Below are 20470 nucleotides of genomic sequence, written 5' to 3'. Positions count from 1 at the left end.
TCAGTAAACGGCAAAACGGCAGAGAAGGGTAGGCCTTGCGGCTTAACCTCGTCTCGTGCTGCATCATGCTGCTGAACGGCTGCCGGACGGCCACCGACACGGAAATGCTACGGGAGAAACTCTCTATAAAGAATGTATAAGAAAATCAGGCAAGAGCAGGGCGAAAGGCAGGAAGATCGATTTTTCCTGCGGGTATCCGCAAACCGCAGCAGGATAGACACATTCCTCCATGCGGCCCCGTCAGAACACTGCCTGAAGTATGATGACGGCGAGGAACGAAAGACCGATGAACGCGGCAACCCGGATGGCCAGACGATTAGCCTTTGCCAACACGGCAGGTCTGACGTCCCGCTTGGGGTGAAAGCGCTGCCGCCGCTTGAGGGTGGTTTGGGACAAGCGTTTTTGCGCCTCTGCCATTTATCGCCTCCACTTAGATCATCTCAGCCATTGTGCAGCGCTATTGCATTTCCTCAGTTTATCACGCTTGGCCAGCGAATTGCCAACCATGATTCCGTTCTTCGGCCGCAACGAACCCGTCGCTTCGAAATGGCTTTCACGGTCAGTCTTCAGTGTCCTCGCCCTCGTCGGTCAGGTCTTCGACCGGCACCAGGAAAACGATGAACTCATCGTCGATGGTCCTTTCCGGATCGTCGTCGAATTCATAGGCGTGTTCGACTTCGCTGGCTTCCTCAGCCGTCGCTTTGCGCAGGCTGAGCGTCGCCTTCCGGTCCCACAGGGGCTTGCCCTCGGATTCTAGAATGGTCAGGTCGTCGCGAAAATCTTCGGCTTCGAAGAAATGCGTCGCTTCCTCATGGTTCTTCGAGCGAAAGCTGGCGACGGCGCGGCCGGCGATTTCAACGGTAAAGTAATCCATCCATCCCTCTTTATCTCCTCCGGATGGCAACACGGCCCCGGGGTCATCAACGATGCCATGACTGGCTTCACACGCCTATAACAAAAACGGCCCGGTTTCCCGGGCCGTCCATGATTTTCAATGATCCGCCGCTCAGATGAGCTTGGCGAAGGCGACTGCCGTGTCCGACATGCGGCTGGAGAAGCCCCACTCGTTGTCGTACCAGGACAGGACGCGCACGAAATTACCTTCCATGACCTTGGTCTGATCGGTTGCGAAGATCGAGGAGTGGCTGTCGTGGTTGAAGTCGCGGGAGACGAGCGGCTCGTCGGTGTAGCCGAGGATGCCCTTCAGCTTGCCGTTGGAGGCAGCCTTGATGGCTTCGTTGATTTCGCCGACCGTGGTGGCCTTCTTGGAAACGAACTTGAAGTCGACGACCGAGACGTTCGGGGTGGGAACGCGGATCGAGGTGCCGTCGAGCTTGCCCTTGAGGTGCGGCAGCACGAGGCCGACAGCCTTGGCGGCGCCCGTCGAGGTCGGGATCATGGAGAGAGCGGCAGCGCGGGCGCGATACAGATCCTTGTGCATCGTGTCGAGCGTCGGCTGGTCGCCGGTGTAGGAGTGGATCGTCGTCATGAAGCCGTGGTCGATGCCGACGGCGTCGTCGAGAATCTTGACGACCGGCACCAGGCAGTTGGTGGTGCAGGAGGCGTTGGAGATGACCATGTGCTCCTTGGTGAGCTGGTCATGGTTGACGCCGTAGACGACGGTGAGATCGGCGCCATCAGCGGGAGCCGAGACGAGGACGCGCTTGGCGCCGGCCGTCAGATGGGCGGCGGCCTTGTCGCGGGCGGTGAAGATGCCAGTGCATTCCATGGCGATATCGACGCCGAGCTCGCGGTGCGGCAGCGTTGCCGGATCCTTGATCGCGGTGACCTTGATCGGCTTGCCGCCGCCGACGATGATCGTGTCGCCTTCGACCTTCACTTCGGCCGGGAACTTGCCGTGGATCGAGTCGTAACGGAGGAGATGGGCATTGGTCTCGACCGGGCCGAGGTCGTTGATGGCGACGACCTCGATGTCGGTGCGACCGGATTCGACGATAGCGCGGAGGACGTTACGGCCGATGCGGCCGAAACCATTGATGGCAACCTTGACTGTCATGTTCATTCACTCCCGATAGAATAGGGCCCGATAGGCCGGGCGGCCTGGAATTGAGGAGATGGAGAGCGCCTCAAGGCGCCCTCTTTAAAGCTTTGCTTCGGCAGCCGCAACGACCGCGTCGGCGGTGATGCCGAAATGCTTGTAAACGTCCTTGACCGGACCGGACGCGCCGAAGCTCTTCATGCCGATGAAAGCGCCTTCCGGCCCGATGAAGGCATCCCAGCCTTCGCGGACGGCGGCTTCGACGGCGATCTTGACCGGGGAGTTGCCGAGCACTTGCTTACGATAGGCGTCCGGCTGTTCGAAGAACAGCTCCGTGCAGGGAACCGAGACGACACGCACCGAAACGCCCCTGGCTTCCAGAGTTGCGCGGGCGGCAACAGCGATTTCGACTTCGGAGCCGGAGGCGAAGATCGTTACCTTGGCGTCGGCATTGCCGGCAAGCGTATAAGCGCCCTGTTCGCAGAGGTTCTTTTCGCTGTATTCGGTGCGGGCCGGGCTGAGGTTCTGACGCGTCAGGGCAAGGCCCGACGGACGGTTGTGGGTCTTGATGGCGATTTGCCAGCATTCCGCCGTTTCCGTGGCGTCGGCCGGACGGAAGACCAGCAGGTTGGGGATGGCGCGCAAGCCAGCGAGCTGTTCGACGGGCTGGTGCGTCGGGCCGTCTTCTCCGACGCCGATCGAGTCATGCGTCAGAACGTGGATGACGCGGATGCCCATCAATGCAGCGAGGCGGATCGGCGGGCGGCAGTAATCCGAGAAGATCAGGAAGCCGCCGCTATAGGGAATGAGGCCGCCGTGCAGCGCAATGCCGTTCATGGCCGAAGCCATGCCGTGCTCGCGGATGCCCCAGTGCACGTAACGGCCGGCGAAATCCGTCGGCGTGATCGAGTGCATCTGGCTGGTCTTGGTGTTGTTAGACGGCGTCAGGTCGGCGGAACCGCCAAGCGTTTCCGGCACGAAGCCGTTGATGATCTCCAGCGCGTCTTCGGATGCCTTGCGGGTTGCGACCGTCGGCTTGGTCTCGGCCAGCTTCTTCTTATATGCGCTGATCGCGGCGTCGAAACCCTCCGGCAATTCGCCTGCCATGCGGCGGGAGAATTCCGCTTTGACGGGCGACTTGGCCAGAGTTTCTTCCCATGCCTTGACGATATTGTCGGAACGGGTGCCGGCGGCGCGCCATGCATCGAGAATGTCCGAGGGAACGACGAAGGGCTCGTAATCCCAGTTCAGCGCCTTACGGGTGGCGGCGATCTCGTCGGCGCCGAGCGGGCTGCCGTGAACCTTGTGGCTGCCGGCCTTGTTCGGGGCGCCGAAGCCGATCACCGTCTTGCAGGCGATGAAGGTCGGGCGATCAGACTTGTGGGCGGCTTCGATTGCATCGGCGATGGCGGCCTGATCGTGGCCATCGATCTCGATCGTATTCCAGTGAACGGCCTTGAAGCGGGCGATCTGATCGGTCGAATCCGACAGCGAAACGGCGCCGTCGATGGTGATCGAGTTGTTGTCCCAGAAAAGGATCAGCTTGTTGAGCTTCAGGTGGCCGGCAAGGGCGATGGCTTCATGGCTGATGCCTTCCATCAGGCAGCCGTCGCCATTGATGACATAGGTGTAGTGGTCCTGGAGGTCCGCACCGAATTCCTCGCGCAGCTTGCGTTCGGCGATCGCCATGCCGACGGCATTGGCGATGCCCTGACCGAGCGGGCCGGTGGTGGTCTCGATGCCGGTTGCGTGGCCGTATTCAGGGTGGCCGGCGGTCTTGGAGCCGACCTGACGGAACTGCTTCAGATCCTCGATCGTCATGTCGGGATAACCGGTCAGATACAGCAGCGAATAGAGCAGCATCGAGCCATGGCCGGCCGACAGCACGAAGCGGTCGCGGTTCGGCCAATGCGGCTTCTTCGGGTCGAAGCGCAGATATTTGGTGAACAGGACCGTCGCTACGTCAGCCATGCCCATCGGCATACCAGGGTGGCCGGAATTCGCCTTTTCAACGGCGTCCATGGCGAGGAAACGGATCGCGTTCGCCATCCGGTCGTTTTGTTGGAGAGAGGTCATAGCTTTTCTGCGAGCTCCGGGTGTCGGGGGATGGCCTCGAGCCTCCAAGACCATCGAGTGAAAGCGGCTGACACATAGCAGTTGGGGCTGGCGAGTCAATCAATGGCGGGGCAAATCCCAGCGTCCTTCGGCAATTTTTTGACATTTGATCGCTCGACTTTACAAAAGACCAAACGGGCGCGGCGGGCCTGTCTAAAACGTTCATCCACAGATAGGCAGGCTGGTGGTTGACGGGATTTATTGACGGGCCGTTGGCGAGCTGCATATCCTCTTGAAATCACAAGATCGGCAGATGTGGCCGATTCGCAGGTCCTGCACGGGAATCGGAAAGGCATGATGCCCACAGGCAAAACCATGGAAGCAGCGCTCGACGAATTGAGACAGGCGATTTCGAGCCTCGAAAACGCCGTCGACATGCGTGTCGAGCGGCAGCGCGAGCAGGGGGAGATCGAGGGCGAGGTGCGGCGTGTGCATGCCGACCGCTCCCGTCTGGCCCAGGAGCTCGACCAGGCCGAGTTTCGCGCCAACCGGCTGGAAGAGGTCAATCGCGAGGTATCGCGGCGGCTGGTGACGGCCATGGAGACGATCCGCGCGGTTCTGGACCGCTGATGAGAAAGAATTTGATATGGCGCAGGTGACGGTAACGATCGACGGCAAGGCCTATCGCATGGCCTGCGAGGAAGGGCAGGAGGATCATCTGACCGATCTCGCCACCCGTTTCGACCGCTATGTCGGCCATCTCAAGGGCCAGTTCGGCGAGATCGGCGATCTCAGGATCACCGTCATGGCCGGCATCATGATCATGGACGAGATTGCCGAGCTGACGCGCCGCATCGCGGGGTTGGAGTCCGAACTCGAGTCGCTACGCGGCAACCGCGACACCGTGCTTGCCGCGACCGCCCGCACAGAGGAAACGCTGGCGGCTGCGCTCGGCGAGGTTTCGAGCCGCATTCGCGGCATCACCGACAAGCTGAATGGCCGGGCCGCTCCCGAACTCAATTGATGTCAATTAAATAAAAACGGCCGGCCGTCGCCACTGGCGCGTCGATGCAAACGGCCTTATATATCGCGATGCGGTCTGCGCCTCTCGACAGGAACCACAATCCCTGGGGCCATACTCGATCCAAAGGGAGCTGTCCCTGTCCGGGCTCGTGGGCCTGGACACACGGTGCCCACCTACGTTTGTAGGCGCCCAGGATCGTAAACATCCATCGGTCGACGTGGATCGCACCTTTTCCTTTCATCATCGACGAAGACGCCGGGTCAACGGGCGAACGCTGCTCGCGCGTCCGCCCCTCGTGGCGCGCAGTTACTTCTTCAGACCGGGAAGCGTTACCTGGAAGACCTGGAACATGGTGTCCACGTCGGCGCCGCCGTCAGCCTTATAGGTGGCCCCCACCTGAAAGCCATCCTGCGTCAGGAAGTCGTTGTCGTTGGCGACGAACAGGAAGTAATCGTCCGGCAGCTTCGGATCGAGAACGCTTGCCAGACCCATGGCTTCCCATTTTTCCGACAGATCGTTCTTGTCGTTCGGTGCGCCGTTGTGCAGGCCGAAACGGCCAAGCTCGGCCTCGTCGTTGAGGTCGATGAACGGCGTCAGCGTCGCCGGCGTCAGCGACGGGTCGAGGACACCTTTCGGTGCGACCGCCTTGCCGGCATCGAAATCGCTGCCGGCGATGTCGGTCGCGGCGGACAAGTCGACGATGTTGATCTTGCGATATAGAGACGTGTCGCCCTTCACGCCCTGGCCGTTGCCGCTGTCACGGGCAAGCATCAGGAAGGTCTTGTCGGAAAGGGCGACGATCTCGCTCTCGGCGGCGATCGTCGTCTTGCCCTTGGCGTCTTTGAAGACCGGCAGCGGCACGACATATTCGTGCACCAGCTCCAGATGATCGGGATCGGCGGCGTCATAGATCATGGCGCGGGTATTCTGGCGGGTCGAGCCGGAATCGCCGCCGTCCTGGCGGGCCGCCGACTGCAGTACGGCAACGATAAACTTGCCGTCGGGCGTCATTGCCATGCCTTCGAGACCCTGGTTGTTCTGGCGGCCGGTTTCGGGGTCCTTCGGATCGGGAGCGGACCCGCCGGGAGCAGGATTGTTTGAGGCGAAGCTCAGCGCGCCCTTGCGCATCGGCAGAAGCGCCTTGGGCGGCTGGGTGGCTGAAAGCAAGTGGCCATCGGCGGAGAAGCGATAGATATAGGGCCCGTATTCGTCGCTGACGAACATAGTGCCGTCGGCCATGCGGATGATCGCCTCATCGTCGAGGGCGATCTTGCCGTTCGCCGCCTGCGGCAGCGGCGGGAAGTTGCCGGCAGCGGCGCGGACGCCGGATTCCGGGTCGAGACCGGTCGTGTCCGCGCCCTTGTCGTCAACAAAGAGCATGGAATCGACGAGTTTCGCCTCGACGCCCGATTGCTCCTTGCCGGCCTCGGGGGCCGCGCCTGGCGCGGTCGGGGTCAGAATGATCGAGAGGGTGTTCAGGCGCGGGTGGTAGTCGACAGTGCCGGCGACATTGTAACCGCGGTCGGGCAGCAGGTAGAGCGTGCCCTTATAGCTGGCGCCATCCCGACTCCAGGCGGCGGGGTCGTTCGCCATGCCGGAGCCGGAGCCGAAGGTTTCACCGAATTTGTCGCGCTGGTTGGCCGGAATGCGGCCGACGCCGACCAGGCCCTTATTGACGAAACTGGCGGAATTCTCCGCCCTTGCCATGGCGGGAATGGCGGCGGATGCCGCGAGAACTGCGGCGAACAGCCGCGATGCATATGGTCTGACGTTCTTCATGAAATAGCCTCTCGGTCAAAAGCGTTCCTGCAACGGTTGCCGCCCGCAAGCTGGACACCGTTTCGAATGACATTCCTCGGCTTCGGGATCGATTCCTCAGAACGGAACACGCCCGGATTTCGCCCCTATCCGGCTAAACGTCTAGGGTGGGATCGTGATAACTGGATGACACCCTCGGAGCCTGCCATCAGCTCATTGCCCTAATCGACCGGATAGGGTCCTTCGGTGAATACTTCCTCGTGGTAGCCCTTGGAGCCGACATCGAGCGCCAACGGGCTTCGCCATTCGCGACGCTCGCGCAGGCAATCGACCACGAAGCGGAAATCATAGCGCGGCTGCCAGCCAAGTTCGCGCCTTGCGCGTTCGTTGACGTAGACGCGATCGAGCGTCGGGAACATTTTCCAGCCGCATTCGGCGTAAAGGGTGTTCGCAGCTGGAAACAGCCGCTCGACGACAGCAGGCGCGTCACGCCTGAGCTCAGCGACGTCGCCCGATAGAAAAGGCGTCGTGGCCGAGATGATATAGCGGCCGAAGCCGATCACCGGCGCTTTTTCGAGCGCCAGCAAATGGGCGCCGACCACGTCGCTGATATCGACGCGGCGATGGAGCAGCTCGTTGGCCTGCGCATTTTCCGCGGAATAGCTGTTGCGAATCTCGGGATCGTCATCGCTTTCGGGAAAGAAGCGAGACGTCCTGAGGATGACGACAGGCAGGCGGGATTTGCGGGCGAAAAGTTCCGCGATTCCTTCGGCAGCGAGCTTCGTCACGCCGTAGATATTCTTCGCGACAGGAAGCACGTCCTCGGTGACCCACGCCGCGGGCTCGCCGGCGGCCGGCGTCAATGCTGCGCCGAAAGCGCTGGTGGTGCTCGTGAAGACGAAGCTTGCAACCCCCGCGGCGGTCGCCTCTTCGAGCAGGTTCAGCGTGCCACCGACATTGGTGTCGAGGAAATCGCGATTGCCATGGGTCGCCACATGCGGCTTGTGCAGCGTGGCGGCATGGATGACGTGGCTGATGCCCGACATCGCCCGCCTGATGAAACCGCGGTCACCGATGGAGCCGACCATATCGGTAAAAGCCGATGGCTTGATGTCGATGCCGCGCGCCCACCGGCTCTGCGCGCTCAAGCTGCGCATCAGCGCCTCGCCGAGGTGGCCGGCGCTTCCCGTCACCAGTATCGTCATCGCGTCGTCTCCTGGCCCCATTCGCGGCAGAGGCTACAAAAGACCGGCGTTTGTGGACAACGCATAAATTATGCAGGAGGGTGCAGGAAAGCTGCATGCTCCGCGACGGTCGTGACGAGACGGCCGGCGCTGCCGTCGGAAAGCCTGATCCGCTCCCAGGTGACGCGGCCGGCGGCAATCGGCAGGCGCGCATTGCCGTTGGCTCCGGTATCGAAGGTCAACGACAGCAGCCTGCCCTCATGCCAGCCGCGCTCCTCCAGAGAAATTTCGGCGGCGGCGATCTCGGCGGAGGCGTAAGAGAAGAGTGAGCGGCCGAGAAAAGCGTCGAGCGGTGCGCGCCATTCCGCCTGCCGCGGACGGGAGGCAGACAGCAGCCGATGGGTGCCATCCCAGATCAGATGCACAGGCCGGACGGAATCTTCGACCAGCCGCTTTAAAGCCGCATCGGCCGCAGCATGTTGCGGCGAGGCGAAAATCCGATCCAGCTTGACGGCTTGGTCGGGCGAGGGAGCAAGCTGGCCGCGCTCCCAGCGCGAAACGGTCGCCTGGTTCACGCCGAGGAGTTCCGCGAGGTGCTGCTGCTTCATGCTGCGCAGCAACCGCATGCGGCGTATGCCGGCTCCTGATATCGTCATTTGTCCTGAGCTCCCACGCTTCTTTTGCCAGGATAGGAGTTCGGCGGGCCGGAAGGCAAGCCGACCCTCACGCCGGAGCATTGTTCCGGCTAATCTAATCTTCGAGATCGCTTCTCAGCCGATCGAGGATCGACAGGGCATGACCTGCATAGGCGCTGATCCAGCGGTCGTAGATGTGCTTGATCGGCAGGCTGTTCAGGTGGTTCCAGCGTTCTCGGCCTTCCTTTCTGGCGACGATCAGATCCGCTTCCTCAAGCACCTTCAGATGCTGCATCACCGTGCAGCGGTCCATGTCCGGAAACATTTCGCAAAGCGTCCCGGTGGTGCGGGGCGCGTCCTTGAGCAGATCGAGAATCTCGCGGCGGCGATGATGCGCCAGCGCCTTGAAGATTGGATCGTCAGTTGATTCGCTTGACATGTTATGTTTTTATAACATAATGGCATCAGACACAATGGAGAAGAGGAGAAGTGCCATGTCTCTCGGAATCCGCGTTTCCGGCCGTATCGGCCGCCCCGTTGCCGAAGTGTTCGATGCCGTCGTCAACCCGAAGAAGCTCAGCAGCTATTTCACCACGATCGGCGGGGCGAGCGCCCCGCTTGTTCAAGGCACGACGGTAACTTGGTGGAAGGATGCGCCGGTCGAGGTTGTCGAACTTGTGCCGGAAAGCCGCATCGTGCTGCGCTGGGACGGCGGCACTGCTGAGGACAAGACAAGGTATAAGACGCTGGTGGAAATGAATTTCAAGCCGCTGGAGGATGGCGGCACGCTGGTGACGATTGCCGAGACCGGTTGGCGCGAGGACGAGGCCGGCCGGCGCGGCACCTATCTCAACTGCGAAGGCTGGACGCAGATGCTTTGCAGCATGAAGGCCTTCGTCGAATACGGCATCAATCTGCGCGAGGGCATGTATCTCAGCGAGATGAAGGGCGAGCCGGCCAGCGCCCCGGATGTTTGACGAGGCCTGTCTCGAAGGAGATCGGCGATCCATCGCCAGACTTTGCTTGCCTGCCACACTGCGGGTGCTAGTTTCCGGAGTCGATATTCATCTCGGTTTCCAGGAGATTCATTATGCAGCTTGGTATGGTCGGTTTGGGCCGCATGGGCAATTATATGGTCCAGCGCCTGATGCGGGGCGGTCACGAATGCGTCGTCTACGACACCAGGCCGGAAAGCGTTGCCGAGCTCGCAGGTCTCGGCGCGGCCGGCAGCGCTTCGCTGGAGGAATTCGTCTCCAAGCTCACGCATCCGCGTGCGATCTGGCTGATGCTGCCGGCGGCGATCGTCGACAAGGTGCTGGCGAGCCTGGTGCCCCTGCTGCAGAACGGCGATATCGTCATCGATGGCGGCAATTCCTACTATCATGACGACATCCGCCGCGGCGCGGAGCTCATCACCAAGGGCATCCATTATGTCGACGTCGGTACCAGTGGCGGCGTCTTCGGCCTGGAGCGTGGCTATTGCCTGATGATCGGCGGCGAAAAGGGCATCGTCCAGCACCTTTCGCCGATCTTCGCAACACTCGCGCCCGGCGCCGGCACGACGGAAGCCTCACCGAACCGAACCGCCGAAGCGGCTGCAGCCAGCACCGCGGAACAGGGCTACCTGCATTGCGGCCCACATGGCGCCGGCCACTTCGTCAAGATGGTGCATAACGGCATCGAATACGGCTTGATGGCTGCCTATGCCGAAGGTCTCAATATCTTGAAACGCGCCAATATCGGCGCTGCCTCGCATGAGGCCGATGCGGAAACCGCGCCGCTCGCCCATCCCGAACATTTCCAATACGACTTCAATCTGCAGGATGTCGCGGAAGTCTGGCGCCGCGGCAGCGTTATCACCTCCTGGCTACTCGATCTCACCGCCGATGCCCTGCATGTCGACCCCGCACTTTCGAGATATGCCGGCCGCGTCTCGGACAGCGGCGAGGGCCGCTGGACGATCATGGCGGCAATCGACGAAAGCGTGCCGACGCCGGTGCTGAGTGCCGCGCTCTACGGCCGCTTCTCCTCGCGCGACAATGACGAGTTCGCCAACAAGGTGCTGTCGGCAATGCGCGCGGGTTTCGGCGGCCACGTGGAAAAGCCGGCTCCGAAATCCTGAGGGCCAAGCTGCTCTTCATTGAGCAGCATGCGTCCGTCACACCGCAAATAGCGGGCTTGACGGCCGGGTTCTGGTAGGCGGCGACAGCGTCTTTCCTAACCATCGGTAGGGCTTTCCTACCGCTTGCTGGCGGCAGCAGTCGCGAGTATCCATTGCAAGAAGTCGGTTGCTTTGTGCAAGCGCCGACAATTCATTGGAGGGCGGTCGTGACGCGTGACAGGGCAGGAGGCTTGACGGCCGCCATATCGGGCATATTGGCATTCATCGCGCTTTTTTCCGTGGCTTCGGCCAGCCTTGCCCAGACGCAGCCGGCGCAAGTGCCTGCCGCGACCGCTCCGCCGGCCCAGGTGCGTGAGATGATGCAGCTCATGCAGACGCCCGAGGTCAAGCAATGGATGTCGACTCAGATGGCGGCGACGCCTGCGGGCGATGCAGCGGCGGAAAACCAGATGTCCGTCCTGTCGGGTTTGCTGCAGCATTCCCGTCGTCATGTCTCGATGATTTCCGATGCCGCGATGACGCTGCCCTGGCAGATCGGCAATGCATCCTCGCTGCTTTTCGGCGAAATCGCAGCCACTGGCCGGGTTCGCATGATCGCCCAGTTCTTGGCGATCTTTCTGGTGGGCGCGATCATCGAGAGCATTGCCCGCTATGCGTTCCGCCGCCGCCGTCGCCGTCTGGCTCAGATGGCAGGCATGCATCTGGCGCCGCGTGTCATCCCGGCGCTGATCTTCGCGGCAGCGACGGTGCTGACGCTGCTCAGCCTCTACTGGCCGCCGCTCAGCCAGAGTATCGCGATCGTCTGTGTCGTTGCGCTGATCGTCCAGCGTTTTACGATCTGCATCGGCGGTGTGCTGGTCGATCTCATTGGACTCGCGCGAGCCGAGGAGGAGCGGCAGGGTGTGACTGCTCCAATCATGCCGGGACGCTCCGTCGCGCTCTTCTGGTATCGCCGTTGCGCGACCTTCGTTATCTATTTCGCTTTCGGCTGGGCAGTGATCCAGTCGATGGCGCCGCTCGGCTATACACCGAGCGCTCGGCTTCTCGTCGGCTACTTCCTCGGTATCGGATTGCTGCTGCTCGCGGTCGAGGCGGTCTGGTCGCGGCCGCATAAGGACGAGAAGCGTGGATATGGAATCTCCTGGGCACTCACCATTTATTTCCTGCTGCTTTGGGGACTGTGGGTCGCGGGCTTCAACGGGCTGCTCTGGCTCGGCATCTATGTGCTGCTGCTGCCGCGCGTGCTCGCGGTCTCGACGCTTGCGGTGAAATCGCTGCAGCAGACCGAAGCGAGCTTCCTTGCAACACGCCGCATCGCGACCGTGCTGCTCGACCGTGGCGTGCGGGCGCTGATTATCGCCTTTGCCGCCATCTGGCTCGGGCGGATGCTCGGCGTCGGCGCCGATACGATGGCTGCTGGTGATCGGATGGCCGACAAGATCGCGCGCGGCGTCATCGGCGGGATTGTCATCCTGCTTGCTGCTGATCTGCTCTGGCACGTCGTCAAAGCCTATATTGACGGCAAGCTCCTCGATTCACCTCTGGACGGTACCGCGACGGACGAGGAGAAGGCCAAGCACGCGCGGATCCAGACGCTGCTGCCGATCTTCCGCAATATCCTTGCCGTGGTCATCGCCGTCATCGCGGTTCTGATGGTGCTCTCCGGCCTCGGCATCGAGATCGGGCCGCTGATTGCCGGTGCCGGCGTCGTCGGCGTTGCCGTCGGTTTCGGCGCCCAGACGATCGTCAAGGACGTCATCAGCGGCATGTTCTATCTCTGGGACGATGCTTTCCGTGTCGGCGAATATATCGAAAGCGGCACCCATAAGGGCGTCGTCGAAGCCTTCAGCCTCCGATCGGTGAAGCTCAGGCATCATCGCGGGCCGCTGACAACCGTGCCGTTCGGCGAACTCGGCGCGGTGAAGAACTTGAATCGCGACTGGACGATCGACAAGATCAGCCTCAACGTCAAATACGACACCGATCTCGTCAAGGCCAAGAAGGTGATCAAGCAGATCGGCCAGACACTGCTCGAAAACCCGGAATTCGGCCCGCACATCATCGAGACGCTGAAGATGAAGGGCGTGGAACAGTTCGGCGAATTCGCGATCGAGATCCGTCTGTCGATGATGACGAAGCCCGGCGAGCAGTTCGTCATCCGTCGCAATGCGCTGGCGATGATCCGCAATGCCTTTAAGGAAAACGGCATCGAGTTCGCCGTGCCGACGGTGCAGGTGGCGGGCGATCGCGAGGCCGATTTGGAGGCTGCCGTCGCGCGTTACGCTTCCCATATGCGAGCCAACGGCGAACCGGCGGCATGAATGCCGTCACCTGAACCTCATTATCGCGGCAAGGCATTCGTAAGCTTACGAAAATGCAATGTGCCATCACGTATTCCTGCGCAAATTCGCCCCAATTGAGGATGATTGAGGCGCAGGCGGCGGGGTTGGGTAGCGTCGGGCATGACTTCATAGAGCTTATATGCCTGTCATGTTACGTCTTCGAAAATGATTCCCGCCGAATTGGAAACTGCGCAGGTACGAGATGTCGGGTCACGGCAATTTGGATGAGATCGAGGCGACGGACGGTTTTTCTTTTCGCACGCTTTTCAGACGTTACAGGACGCCGCTCACGGCAGCCGCGACGCTGATCGTCTTCTGTCTCGTCGGTTACGCCATCATGCAGCTCACCAACGAGGTGCGCTATGACGATGTCGTCGCAGCCCTGGCGGCGACCAGGCCGAGCGCGATCTTGCTTGCGCTGTTCTTCACCGCTCTCAGCTTTCTCTCGCTGGTATTCTACGATCTCAACGCGATCGAATATATCGGCAAGAAGCTGCCCCTTCCGCATGTGGCGCTGACGGCGTTCAGCGCCTATGCGGTCGGCAACACAGCCGGCTTCGGCGCACTGTCGGGCGGGGCGATCCGCTATCGCGCCTATACGCGCCTCGGGCTCTCGCCGGAGGACATTGGCCGCATCATCGCCTTCGTCACGCTCTCCTTCGGCCTCGGGCTCGCGGCTGTCGCATCGATCGCCCTCATCATCATCGCCAGCGAAATCGGGCCGCTGATCGGCGTCAGTCCATTCCTTCTCCGGCTGATCGCCGGCTCGATCATCGCCATTCTCGGGGCTGTGATGATCACCGGCCGCGAGGGCCGCGTGCTCGATTTCGGCGCCGTGGCAATCCGCCTGCCGGACTCGCGCACCTGGTCACGCCAATTCCTCGTTACCGCCTTCGATATTGCCGCCTCCGCGTCGGTGCTCTACGTGCTCTTGCCGCAGACGGCCATCGGCTGGCCGGTCTTCCTCGCCGTCTATGCGATCGCCGTCGGTCTCGGCGTGCTCAGCCACGTTCCGGCCGGGCTCGGCGTGTTCGAGACCGTGATCATCGCTTCGCTCGGCAGCGCGGTGAATATCGACGCGGTGCTGGGATCGCTGGTGCTCTATCGGCTGGTCTACCATGTATTGCCGCTGTTGATCGCCGTGCTCGCGGTCTCGGCGGCGGAGTTGCGCCGTTTTGTCGACCACCCGGCCGCTTCCAGTGTCCGCCGTATCGGCGGACGGCTGATGCCGCAGCTGTTGTCGACCTTGGCGCTGCTGCTCGGCGTCATGCTGGTATTTTCGAGCGTCACGCCGACGCCGGACCAGAACCTGGAATTCCTCTCCAACTATCTGCCGCTGCCGATGGTCGAAGGCGCGCACTTCCTCTCCAGCCTGCTCGGGCTTGCGCTGGTGGTCGCGGCGCGCGGCCTCGGTCAGAGACTCGACGGCGCGTGGTGGGTGGCCGTGTTCTCAGCCGTTGCCGCATTGACCCTGTCGCTTCTGAAGGCGATCGCCCTCGTCGAAGCTGCATTTCTCGCCTTTCTCATCTTCGGGCTCTTCGTCAGCCGACGGCTCTTCACCCGGCATGCGTCACTGCTCAACCAGGCGATGACGGCATCCTGGCTGATGGCGATCGCCGTCATCATCGTTGGCGCCGTCGTCATCCTGCTCTTCGTCTATCGTGATGTCGAATACAGCAACGAACTCTGGTGGCAGTTCGAATTCACCGCCGAGGCGCCGCGGGGACTGCGCGCCCTGCTTGGCATCACCATCATCTCCTCGGCAATCGCCATTTTCAGCTTGCTCCGACCGGCGACCTTCCGGCCGGAGCCGGCAACAGAGGAGGCGCTGACGCGTGCCGTGGAAATCGTCAGGAAGCAGGACAATGCCGATGCCAATCTGGTGCGCATGGGTGACAAGAGCATCATGTTTTCGGAAAAAGGTGACGCCTTCATCATGTACGGCCGACAGGGCCGCTCATGGATCGCGCTGTTTGACCCGATTGGCGATCATCGTGCCGTGCAGGAACTCGTCTGGCGCTTCGTCGAAGCGGCGCGGGCCGCCGGCTGCCGCGCCGTCTTCTATCAGATCTCGCCAGCGCTGCTTTCCCATTGCGCCGATGCCGGCCTCCGCGCCTTCAAGCTCGGCGAACTGGCAGTGGCCGACCTCCGGACCTTCGAAATGAAAGGCGGCAAATGGGCGAACCTTCGCCAAACGGCGAGCCGAGCCCAGCGCGACGGGCTGGAATTCGCGGTAGTCGAATCCGAGGACGTGCCTGATATCATCGATGATCTCGCCGCCGTTTCCACGGCCTGGCTTGAACATCACAATGCCAAGGAAAAGGGCTTCTCCCTCGGTTCCTTCGATCCCGATTACGTTTCCTCGCAACCGGTCGGCATCCTGAAGAAGAACGGCAAGATCGTCGCCTTCGCCAATATCCTCGTCACCGAATCCCGCGAGGAGAGCACGATCGATCTCATGCGCTTCTCGCCGGACGCGCCGAAGGGCTCAATGGACTTTCTCTTCGTGCAGATCATGGAATATCTGCGTAACCAGGGTTTCACCCACTTCAATCTCGGCATGGCGCCTCTCTCCGGCATGTCGAAACGCGAAGCGGCACCCGTCTGGGACCGTATCGGCAGCACCGTCTTCGAACACGGCGAGCGCTTCTATAACTTCAAAGGCCTTCGGGCATTCAAATCCAAGTTTCATCCGCACTGGCAACCGCGCTATCTTGCGGTTTCCGGAGGAGGCAATCCGATGATCGCGTTGATGGACGCGACATTTCTGATCGGGGGCGGATTGAAAGGGGTAGTGAGAAAATGATCAGGACAATCCTTCTTGCCGCAGCATGCGCCTGCATGCTCGCTGCCGCACCGGCTAATGCTGCCGAGGAAACCACGCAGAGCTTCGAAAGCGGGCTCATCCCGTCACCGCACATCTTCCTGCCGGAAGGGGAGGTGAAGGGCGCCGTGATGCTGATCTCGGATGCCGCCGGCTGGGGCGATTATGAGAAGGCCGAGGCCGACAGGCTAGTCGCCGAAGGCGCAGTCGTCATCGGCGTCGACTTTCCCTCCTATATCCAGGCGCTCAGCCGCTACGACGTCAGTCTCAACGACGGCTGCATCTACACGGTCTCGGATATCGAATCGCTGAGCCAGCAGGTGCAGCGCGCGACCGGTAACAATGCCTATCATTTGCCGATCGTCGCCGGCATCGGCGAAGGCGCAGCCCTGGCGCTGGCAATCGCGGCTCAGACGCCGGATGCGACGATCGGTCAGACGCTTGCGGTCGATCCGCTGGCTGGTATTCCGCTCACCAAGGAGCTTTGCACGCCGGCTTCCAAGAAGGTGATTGGCCAACGCACGGTCTATGGCCTCAGCGACGGCGCCCTGCCGGACCCGATCATATCAGTCTTCACGCCTAAAGCTGACAAGGATGGCCGGACGCACGCCGAGGCGTTGCAGAAATCTCATTCGGCAATCGAGATCCGTGACGCCACCGACGATGCGCAGACAGTATTTGCCGATACGCTCGATGACCTCGTCACTGCCTCCGGCGCCTTCGGCAATCCGCTCGGCCTGCCGCTGGCCGTGCTCGAGGCAACGCCAGCCTTCGATACGATGGCGGTTATCTATTCCGGCGACGGCGGTTGGCGCGACATCGACAAAGAGGTCGGCGGCACGCTGCAGAAGGAAGGCATTCCTGTCGTCGGCGTTGATTCACTTCACTATTTCTGGTCGGAGCGCAAGCCAGAGGAGACGGCCAGCGATCTTTCGAAGATCATCGATTTCTATCGTAAGCAGTGGAAAGTGAAGCATGTGCTGCTCGTCGGCTACTCTTTCGGCGCCGATGTCGTGCCCGCGACCTATCAGCTGCTCAAACCGGCCGAGAAGTCCTCGGTGGTGCAGTTGTCGCTGCTGTCGCTCTCGCACCAAGTTGATTACGTCATCTCCGTTCTCGGCTGGCTCGGCCAGAAGACCGAAGGGGCAGGGGGAGACCCGGTCAGCGACCTGAAGAACGTCGATCCGAAGCTGGTGCAGTGCATCTACGGCAAGGATGATGACGACGATGTCGCCTGTCCGGCACTCAAAAATAGCGGCGCCGAAGTGGTCGAACTGCCCGGCGACCATCATTTCGATGAGAATTACGACCTTCTCACCAAGTCGATCATCGATGGGCTGAAGAGACGGCTGCAGGATTAAGGCTTCGCTAACTCCCGGAAATCGAGGCCGATTTCCGGGAGGCGATATTAACACATCAACCTTTCTTCACTCCAGCCGAGTTCGGCGAGTTCCCTGCCGCGAAACCGCGCATCATCGGCGAGGATGAATTCGTCAAGCTGCGGCGGGGCAACGCTGGTGCCGGCAAGCATCGCATGGACCTGGCCGCGATGATGGGTCTGATGCTGGAAGAGGTGGGCGAGCACGTCGTCCATCCGCTCCTGCTGAATACGATCGCCGCGATGGAGACTGACGATCGAGATTAGCCTTTCCGGCGTCAGGGCTTCGCAAAGGTCGATCAGGCGCTGATCAACCTTTGCCTGCGCTTGCGTCAGTGACTCGACGTCATCGAAGGGTTCGTCCACCTCGAAGGCCTGGAACCCGAGCGTGCCGCCTTCGATGCCGTCGACATAGAACCAGTCGACCGTGATGATGTGATTCAGGGTCTCCTTGATCGATGGAAAGAAGCTCGTGCGCGGCGCTTCGAATTCGCCGACTTTCAACGCTGCGCAGGCGTGAAGCAGCCGGTGGTTGGCGAGGGCGTTGTTATAGGCAAGCTTGCGAAAGGCCCTGGCGGGATCGAAGATCGACATCGGCGGCTTTCCTCTTCCTGCACTCAAAATGTTTGCGTCAGTCATCGAGATTGCCGTCGCGCCAGGCGAGATGACGTGGTGCCCCGGGCAGGTTCTCGATTTCATCAGCGATGAAATAGGGCGGGATGTCGAGCGCGGTCAGGGCCGCGCGCGTTGCCGGCACCCATTTGAATTCGAGATGGTTGTCGCCATCTTCGACGCGATGGATGATCTCGTGTGGCTGAAAGGGAAATTCCGCCGGGATTTCCATCAGGTAGTAGAGGCCGAGTTCATGCCAGTCGCGTTGTTCGTAGTGGAAAAAGTTCTCGACGATCCAGAGCAGGCGCAAGACGGTGACCTCGAGGCCAAGCTCCTCCACCATCTCGCGTTTCAGCGTCTCTTCCGACGTCTCTCCGATTTCCGCCCGACCGCCCGGAAAGGTCCAGAAGGGCTCGTGCATGGCGCGATGAACAAGCACGTGCCCATCGCGAAAGCCGAGGCCGGCAATGCGATAGTTGAAACGCGCAGCACCCTGAGTCAGGCGGATGGGGGTGCGCTTGCTCATGTCATTCTTATCCGAGATCGATTACGACGATTTCCGGCGGCACGCCGAAGCGGACCGGAGCAATGGAACAGCCGAGCCCACCGGAAACGATGATATTACGCCCCTCCTCGACGATATGGCCATAGGCGTAGCGATCGCCGTAGCGCGAGGGGACGATCGGTGAACGACCGAAGAAGCGGATCTGTCCGCCATGGGTGTGACCCGAGAGCGTCAGCGAGACGCGCTCGGGCACGCGAGGAAAGATATCGGGCTCATGGGCAAGCAGGATGACGGGCGCGTCATCAGTGACCTGAGCCATCGTTCCATCGAGATCGTCGAGGCCGGTCATGCACGTGCGACCCCATTTCCTGCCGGGGAGCAGCGCCAGCTGATCTTCGAGCCCTGCGAGCCAGAAGCCGCGGCCATCCTTATCGAGCCGGACGGCGCGGTTGCCGTAGACAGGGATGCCGACATCGGCAAGCGCCCGGTGTCCGAAGGTTTCCATCCCGCCGTTGTTCTGGGCGGTCCTGTCCTCCCACCAGTCATGGTTGCCCATGATCGCGTGGACGCCGAGCGGGGCTTGAAGGGTTGCGAGCGCCTTCGACCATTGGCTCGAATGCACATATTGCGTCACCATGTTCATGCCCGATGCGTAATCGCCGAGCAGGATGGTCACGTCGCCTTCGAGTTCATTGGCCCGGTGGCAGATAGAGGTAATGCGGTTTGCCGACATCCAGGGTTCGCAGGCATGGATATCGGCGAGGGCAACAACGCGAAGCTTCAGCCCCGGTGTCCATCCCGGCGGCGTCAGCCGGTAGCGGGCGATGCCGAGCCGCGCCAGTGGTTCATAGGCGAAGGCATAACCGCCGAGCGCCATGGCGCCTGCGATACCGCCGCCAAGAACCTTGAAAAATCCGCGGCGGGTGATCACTCAGTCGTCCTCCTGGAACAGCCGGAACTGCGCAGCCTCCATCTCCTTTGGCGGTTGCATACCCAGATGTTTCCACGCGATTGCGGTGAGAACGCGGCCGCGCGGCGTGCGCTGAATGAAACCCTGCTGGATCATGTAGGGCTCGATAATGTCCTCGATCGCGTCGCGCGGCTCCGAAAGGCCGGCGGCGATGGTTTCTATGCCGACCGGACCGCCGCCGAAATTGACGGCAATCATGTTGAGGTAGCGTTTGTCGAGCTGATCGAAGCCGACATTGTCGACCAGCAAGCGGGTCAGCGCTTCGTCGGCGATCTCGCGGGTGACGGCCTCGGCCCTTGCCACCTCGGCGAAATCACGCACGCGCCGCAGCAGCCGGCCGGCAATGCGCGGCGTACCGCGGGCGCGCCTGGCGATCTCGCGGGCGCCCTCTTCGGTCATCGGCAGGTTCATCAGCCGCGCGCCGCGGCGCACGATCAGCTCCAGTTCCTCGACGGTATAGAAGCTGAGCCGCACCGGAATGCCGAAACGATCGCGCAGCGGTGTCGTCAGCAGGCCGAGACGGGTGGTGGCGGCGACCAACGTGAATTTCGACAGGTCGATCTTCACCGAGCGAGCGGCAGGGCCTTCGCCGATGATGAGGTCGAGCTGGTAATCCTCCATGGCGGGATAGAGAATTTCCTCGACGGCGGGATTGAGGCGATGGATCTCGTCGATGAAGAGCACGTCGCGCTCCTCGAGGTTGGTGAGGAGGGCGGCAAGGTCGCCGGCCTTGGCGATCACCGGGCCCGAGGTCGAGCGGAAGTTGACGCCGAGCTCCTTCGCCATGATCTGCGCCAGCGTCGTCTTGCCGAGGCCTGGCGGTCCGACGAAAAGCACGTGGTCCAGGGCCTCGCCGCGGTTCTTCGCCGCCTCGATGAAGATCTTGAGATTGGCGCGCGCCTCGGCCTGGCCGGTGAATTCGTCCAGCGACTGTGGGCGCAGCGTCACATCAAGATCTTCGCCCCGCTTTTCCGGCGATATCAGGCGGGCGGGTTCACTCATGCTCTCATTCCGTTTTGAAACCTGTTACAGCAATACACCAAACGTCGGGTGCCTCGACAC

At 61.6% G+C, this 20470-nt stretch carries 19 protein-coding genes and 1 other RNA gene; 8 read left to right on the top strand and 12 right to left on the bottom strand.

The features are described 5' to 3' along the window. Window positions 1-240: 240 nt before the first annotated feature. From QWJ46_RS10065 to tkt, 4 genes are all read right to left on the bottom strand, one after another. A complete protein-coding gene (locus tag QWJ46_RS10065; protein WP_184455045.1) occupies window positions 241-417 on the bottom strand; it encodes a hypothetical protein in 177 nt (58 codons plus the stop codon). A gap of 142 nt (window positions 418-559) precedes the next feature. Then, complete coding sequence (locus QWJ46_RS10060) at window positions 560-874, bottom strand: hypothetical protein (protein WP_302751039.1); 315 nt, start codon at window positions 872-874, stop codon at window positions 560-562. 132 nt (window positions 875-1006) lie between these two features. Next, complete coding sequence (gap, locus tag QWJ46_RS10055) at window positions 1007-2017, bottom strand: type I glyceraldehyde-3-phosphate dehydrogenase (protein ID WP_064811756.1); 1011 nt, start codon at window positions 2015-2017, stop codon at window positions 1007-1009. 84 nt (window positions 2018-2101) lie between these two features. Beyond that, window positions 2102-4075 (bottom strand): transketolase, encoded by a 1974-nt coding sequence (gene tkt, locus QWJ46_RS10050; protein ID WP_302751034.1) that lies wholly within the window; start codon window positions 4073-4075, stop codon window positions 2102-2104. 333 nt (window positions 4076-4408) lie between these two features. On the opposite strand from tkt, the gene QWJ46_RS10045 reads away from it, so the two are divergent. From QWJ46_RS10045 to ssrS, 3 genes are all read left to right on the top strand, one after another. After that, complete coding sequence (locus tag QWJ46_RS10045) at window positions 4409-4684, top strand: DUF4164 domain-containing protein (protein WP_184455048.1); 276 nt, start codon at window positions 4409-4411, stop codon at window positions 4682-4684. 16 nt (window positions 4685-4700) lie between these two features. Further along, window positions 4701-5078, top strand: a complete 378-nt coding sequence (locus tag QWJ46_RS10040) for a cell division protein ZapA (protein WP_011426716.1) — start codon at window positions 4701-4703, stop codon at window positions 5076-5078. Window positions 5079-5147: 69 nt separating this feature from the next. Then, window positions 5148-5306: non-coding RNA, 6S RNA (gene ssrS, locus QWJ46_RS10035), on the top strand. Between the two features lie 78 nt (window positions 5307-5384). Here the strand turns inward: ssrS and QWJ46_RS10030 are convergent. The 4 genes from QWJ46_RS10030 to QWJ46_RS10015 all read right to left on the bottom strand — a co-directional run bounded on the left by QWJ46_RS10030 (window position 5385) and on the right by QWJ46_RS10015 (window position 9094). Continuing rightward, window positions 5385-6857, bottom strand: coding sequence for an esterase-like activity of phytase family protein (locus QWJ46_RS10030; protein ID WP_302751031.1), 1473 nt, complete (start codon window positions 6855-6857; stop codon window positions 5385-5387). Window positions 6858-7057: 200 nt separating this feature from the next. Next, window positions 7058-8041, bottom strand: a complete 984-nt coding sequence (locus QWJ46_RS10025) for an NAD(P)-dependent oxidoreductase (RefSeq protein ID WP_302751030.1) — start codon at window positions 8039-8041, stop codon at window positions 7058-7060. A 68-nt stretch (window positions 8042-8109) separates the two neighbouring features. Beyond that, on the bottom strand, window positions 8110-8676 hold the full coding sequence (locus QWJ46_RS10020; RefSeq protein WP_302751028.1) for a helix-turn-helix transcriptional regulator: 567 nt from the start codon (window positions 8674-8676) through the stop codon (window positions 8110-8112). Window positions 8677-8770: 94 nt separating this feature from the next. Further along, entirely contained in the window at window positions 8771-9094 is a 324-nt protein-coding gene (locus QWJ46_RS10015) for a helix-turn-helix transcriptional regulator (protein ID WP_184455053.1), read from the bottom strand. A gap of 55 nt (window positions 9095-9149) precedes the next feature. Here QWJ46_RS10015 and QWJ46_RS10010 point away from each other — a divergent pair, with 55 nt between their 5' ends. The 5 genes from QWJ46_RS10010 (at window position 9150) to QWJ46_RS09990 (ending at window position 17304) form a co-directional block, all read left to right on the top strand. After that, the gene (locus tag QWJ46_RS10010; RefSeq protein ID WP_184455054.1) at window positions 9150-9632 is read left to right on the top strand and encodes an SRPBCC domain-containing protein; all 483 of its coding nucleotides are present in this window, start codon (window positions 9150-9152) and stop codon (window positions 9630-9632) included. A gap of 113 nt (window positions 9633-9745) precedes the next feature. Continuing rightward, complete coding sequence (gene gnd, locus QWJ46_RS10005; protein ID WP_302751027.1) at window positions 9746-10777, top strand: phosphogluconate dehydrogenase (NAD(+)-dependent, decarboxylating); 1032 nt, start codon at window positions 9746-9748, stop codon at window positions 10775-10777. Window positions 10778-10983: 206 nt separating this feature from the next. After that, window positions 10984-13098: a mechanosensitive ion channel family protein gene (locus QWJ46_RS10000; RefSeq protein ID WP_302751026.1), complete on the top strand. Its 2115-nt coding sequence runs from the start codon at window positions 10984-10986 to the stop codon at window positions 13096-13098. A gap of 223 nt (window positions 13099-13321) precedes the next feature. Next, window positions 13322-15925, top strand: coding sequence for a bifunctional lysylphosphatidylglycerol flippase/synthetase MprF (mprF, locus tag QWJ46_RS09995; protein ID WP_302751025.1), 2604 nt, complete (start codon window positions 13322-13324; stop codon window positions 15923-15925). Beyond that, window positions 15922-17304, top strand: a complete 1383-nt coding sequence (locus QWJ46_RS09990; protein ID WP_184455058.1) for a virulence factor family protein — start codon at window positions 15922-15924, stop codon at window positions 17302-17304. The genes mprF and QWJ46_RS09990 overlap by 4 nt, the downstream gene beginning before the upstream one ends. A 47-nt stretch (window positions 17305-17351) precedes the next feature. On the opposite strand, the gene QWJ46_RS09985 is transcribed toward QWJ46_RS09990, so the two are convergent. Genes QWJ46_RS09985 through ruvB form a run of 4 tightly spaced genes read right to left on the bottom strand, consistent with a single transcriptional unit; the run spans window position 17352 to window position 20410 of the window. After that, a complete protein-coding gene (locus QWJ46_RS09985) occupies window positions 17352-17915 on the bottom strand; it encodes a DinB family protein (RefSeq protein WP_302751023.1) in 564 nt (187 codons plus the stop codon). A 37-nt stretch (window positions 17916-17952) separates the two neighbouring features. Further along, window positions 17953-18459 (bottom strand): NUDIX hydrolase, encoded by a 507-nt coding sequence (locus tag QWJ46_RS09980; RefSeq protein WP_302751021.1) that lies wholly within the window; start codon window positions 18457-18459, stop codon window positions 17953-17955. Between the two features lie 7 nt (window positions 18460-18466). Beyond that, window positions 18467-19369 carry a metallophosphoesterase gene (locus tag QWJ46_RS09975; RefSeq protein WP_302751019.1) on the bottom strand — a complete coding sequence of 301 codons (903 nt, stop codon included), beginning with the start codon at window positions 19367-19369 and terminating at the stop codon, window positions 18467-18469. Then, entirely contained in the window at window positions 19370-20410 is a 1041-nt protein-coding gene (ruvB, locus tag QWJ46_RS09970) for a Holliday junction branch migration DNA helicase RuvB (protein ID WP_184455061.1), read from the bottom strand. Between the last annotated feature and the right edge of the window lie 60 nt (window positions 20411-20470).

Source organism: Rhizobium sp. CBN3 (genome assembly GCF_030518245.1).
In the GTDB taxonomy this organism is placed as follows: domain Bacteria; phylum Pseudomonadota; class Alphaproteobacteria; order Rhizobiales; family Rhizobiaceae; genus Rhizobium; species Rhizobium aethiopicum_A.
The sequence above is the reverse complement of the archived record's forward strand: the minus strand, read 5'-3'. Positions and strand labels throughout refer to the sequence as shown.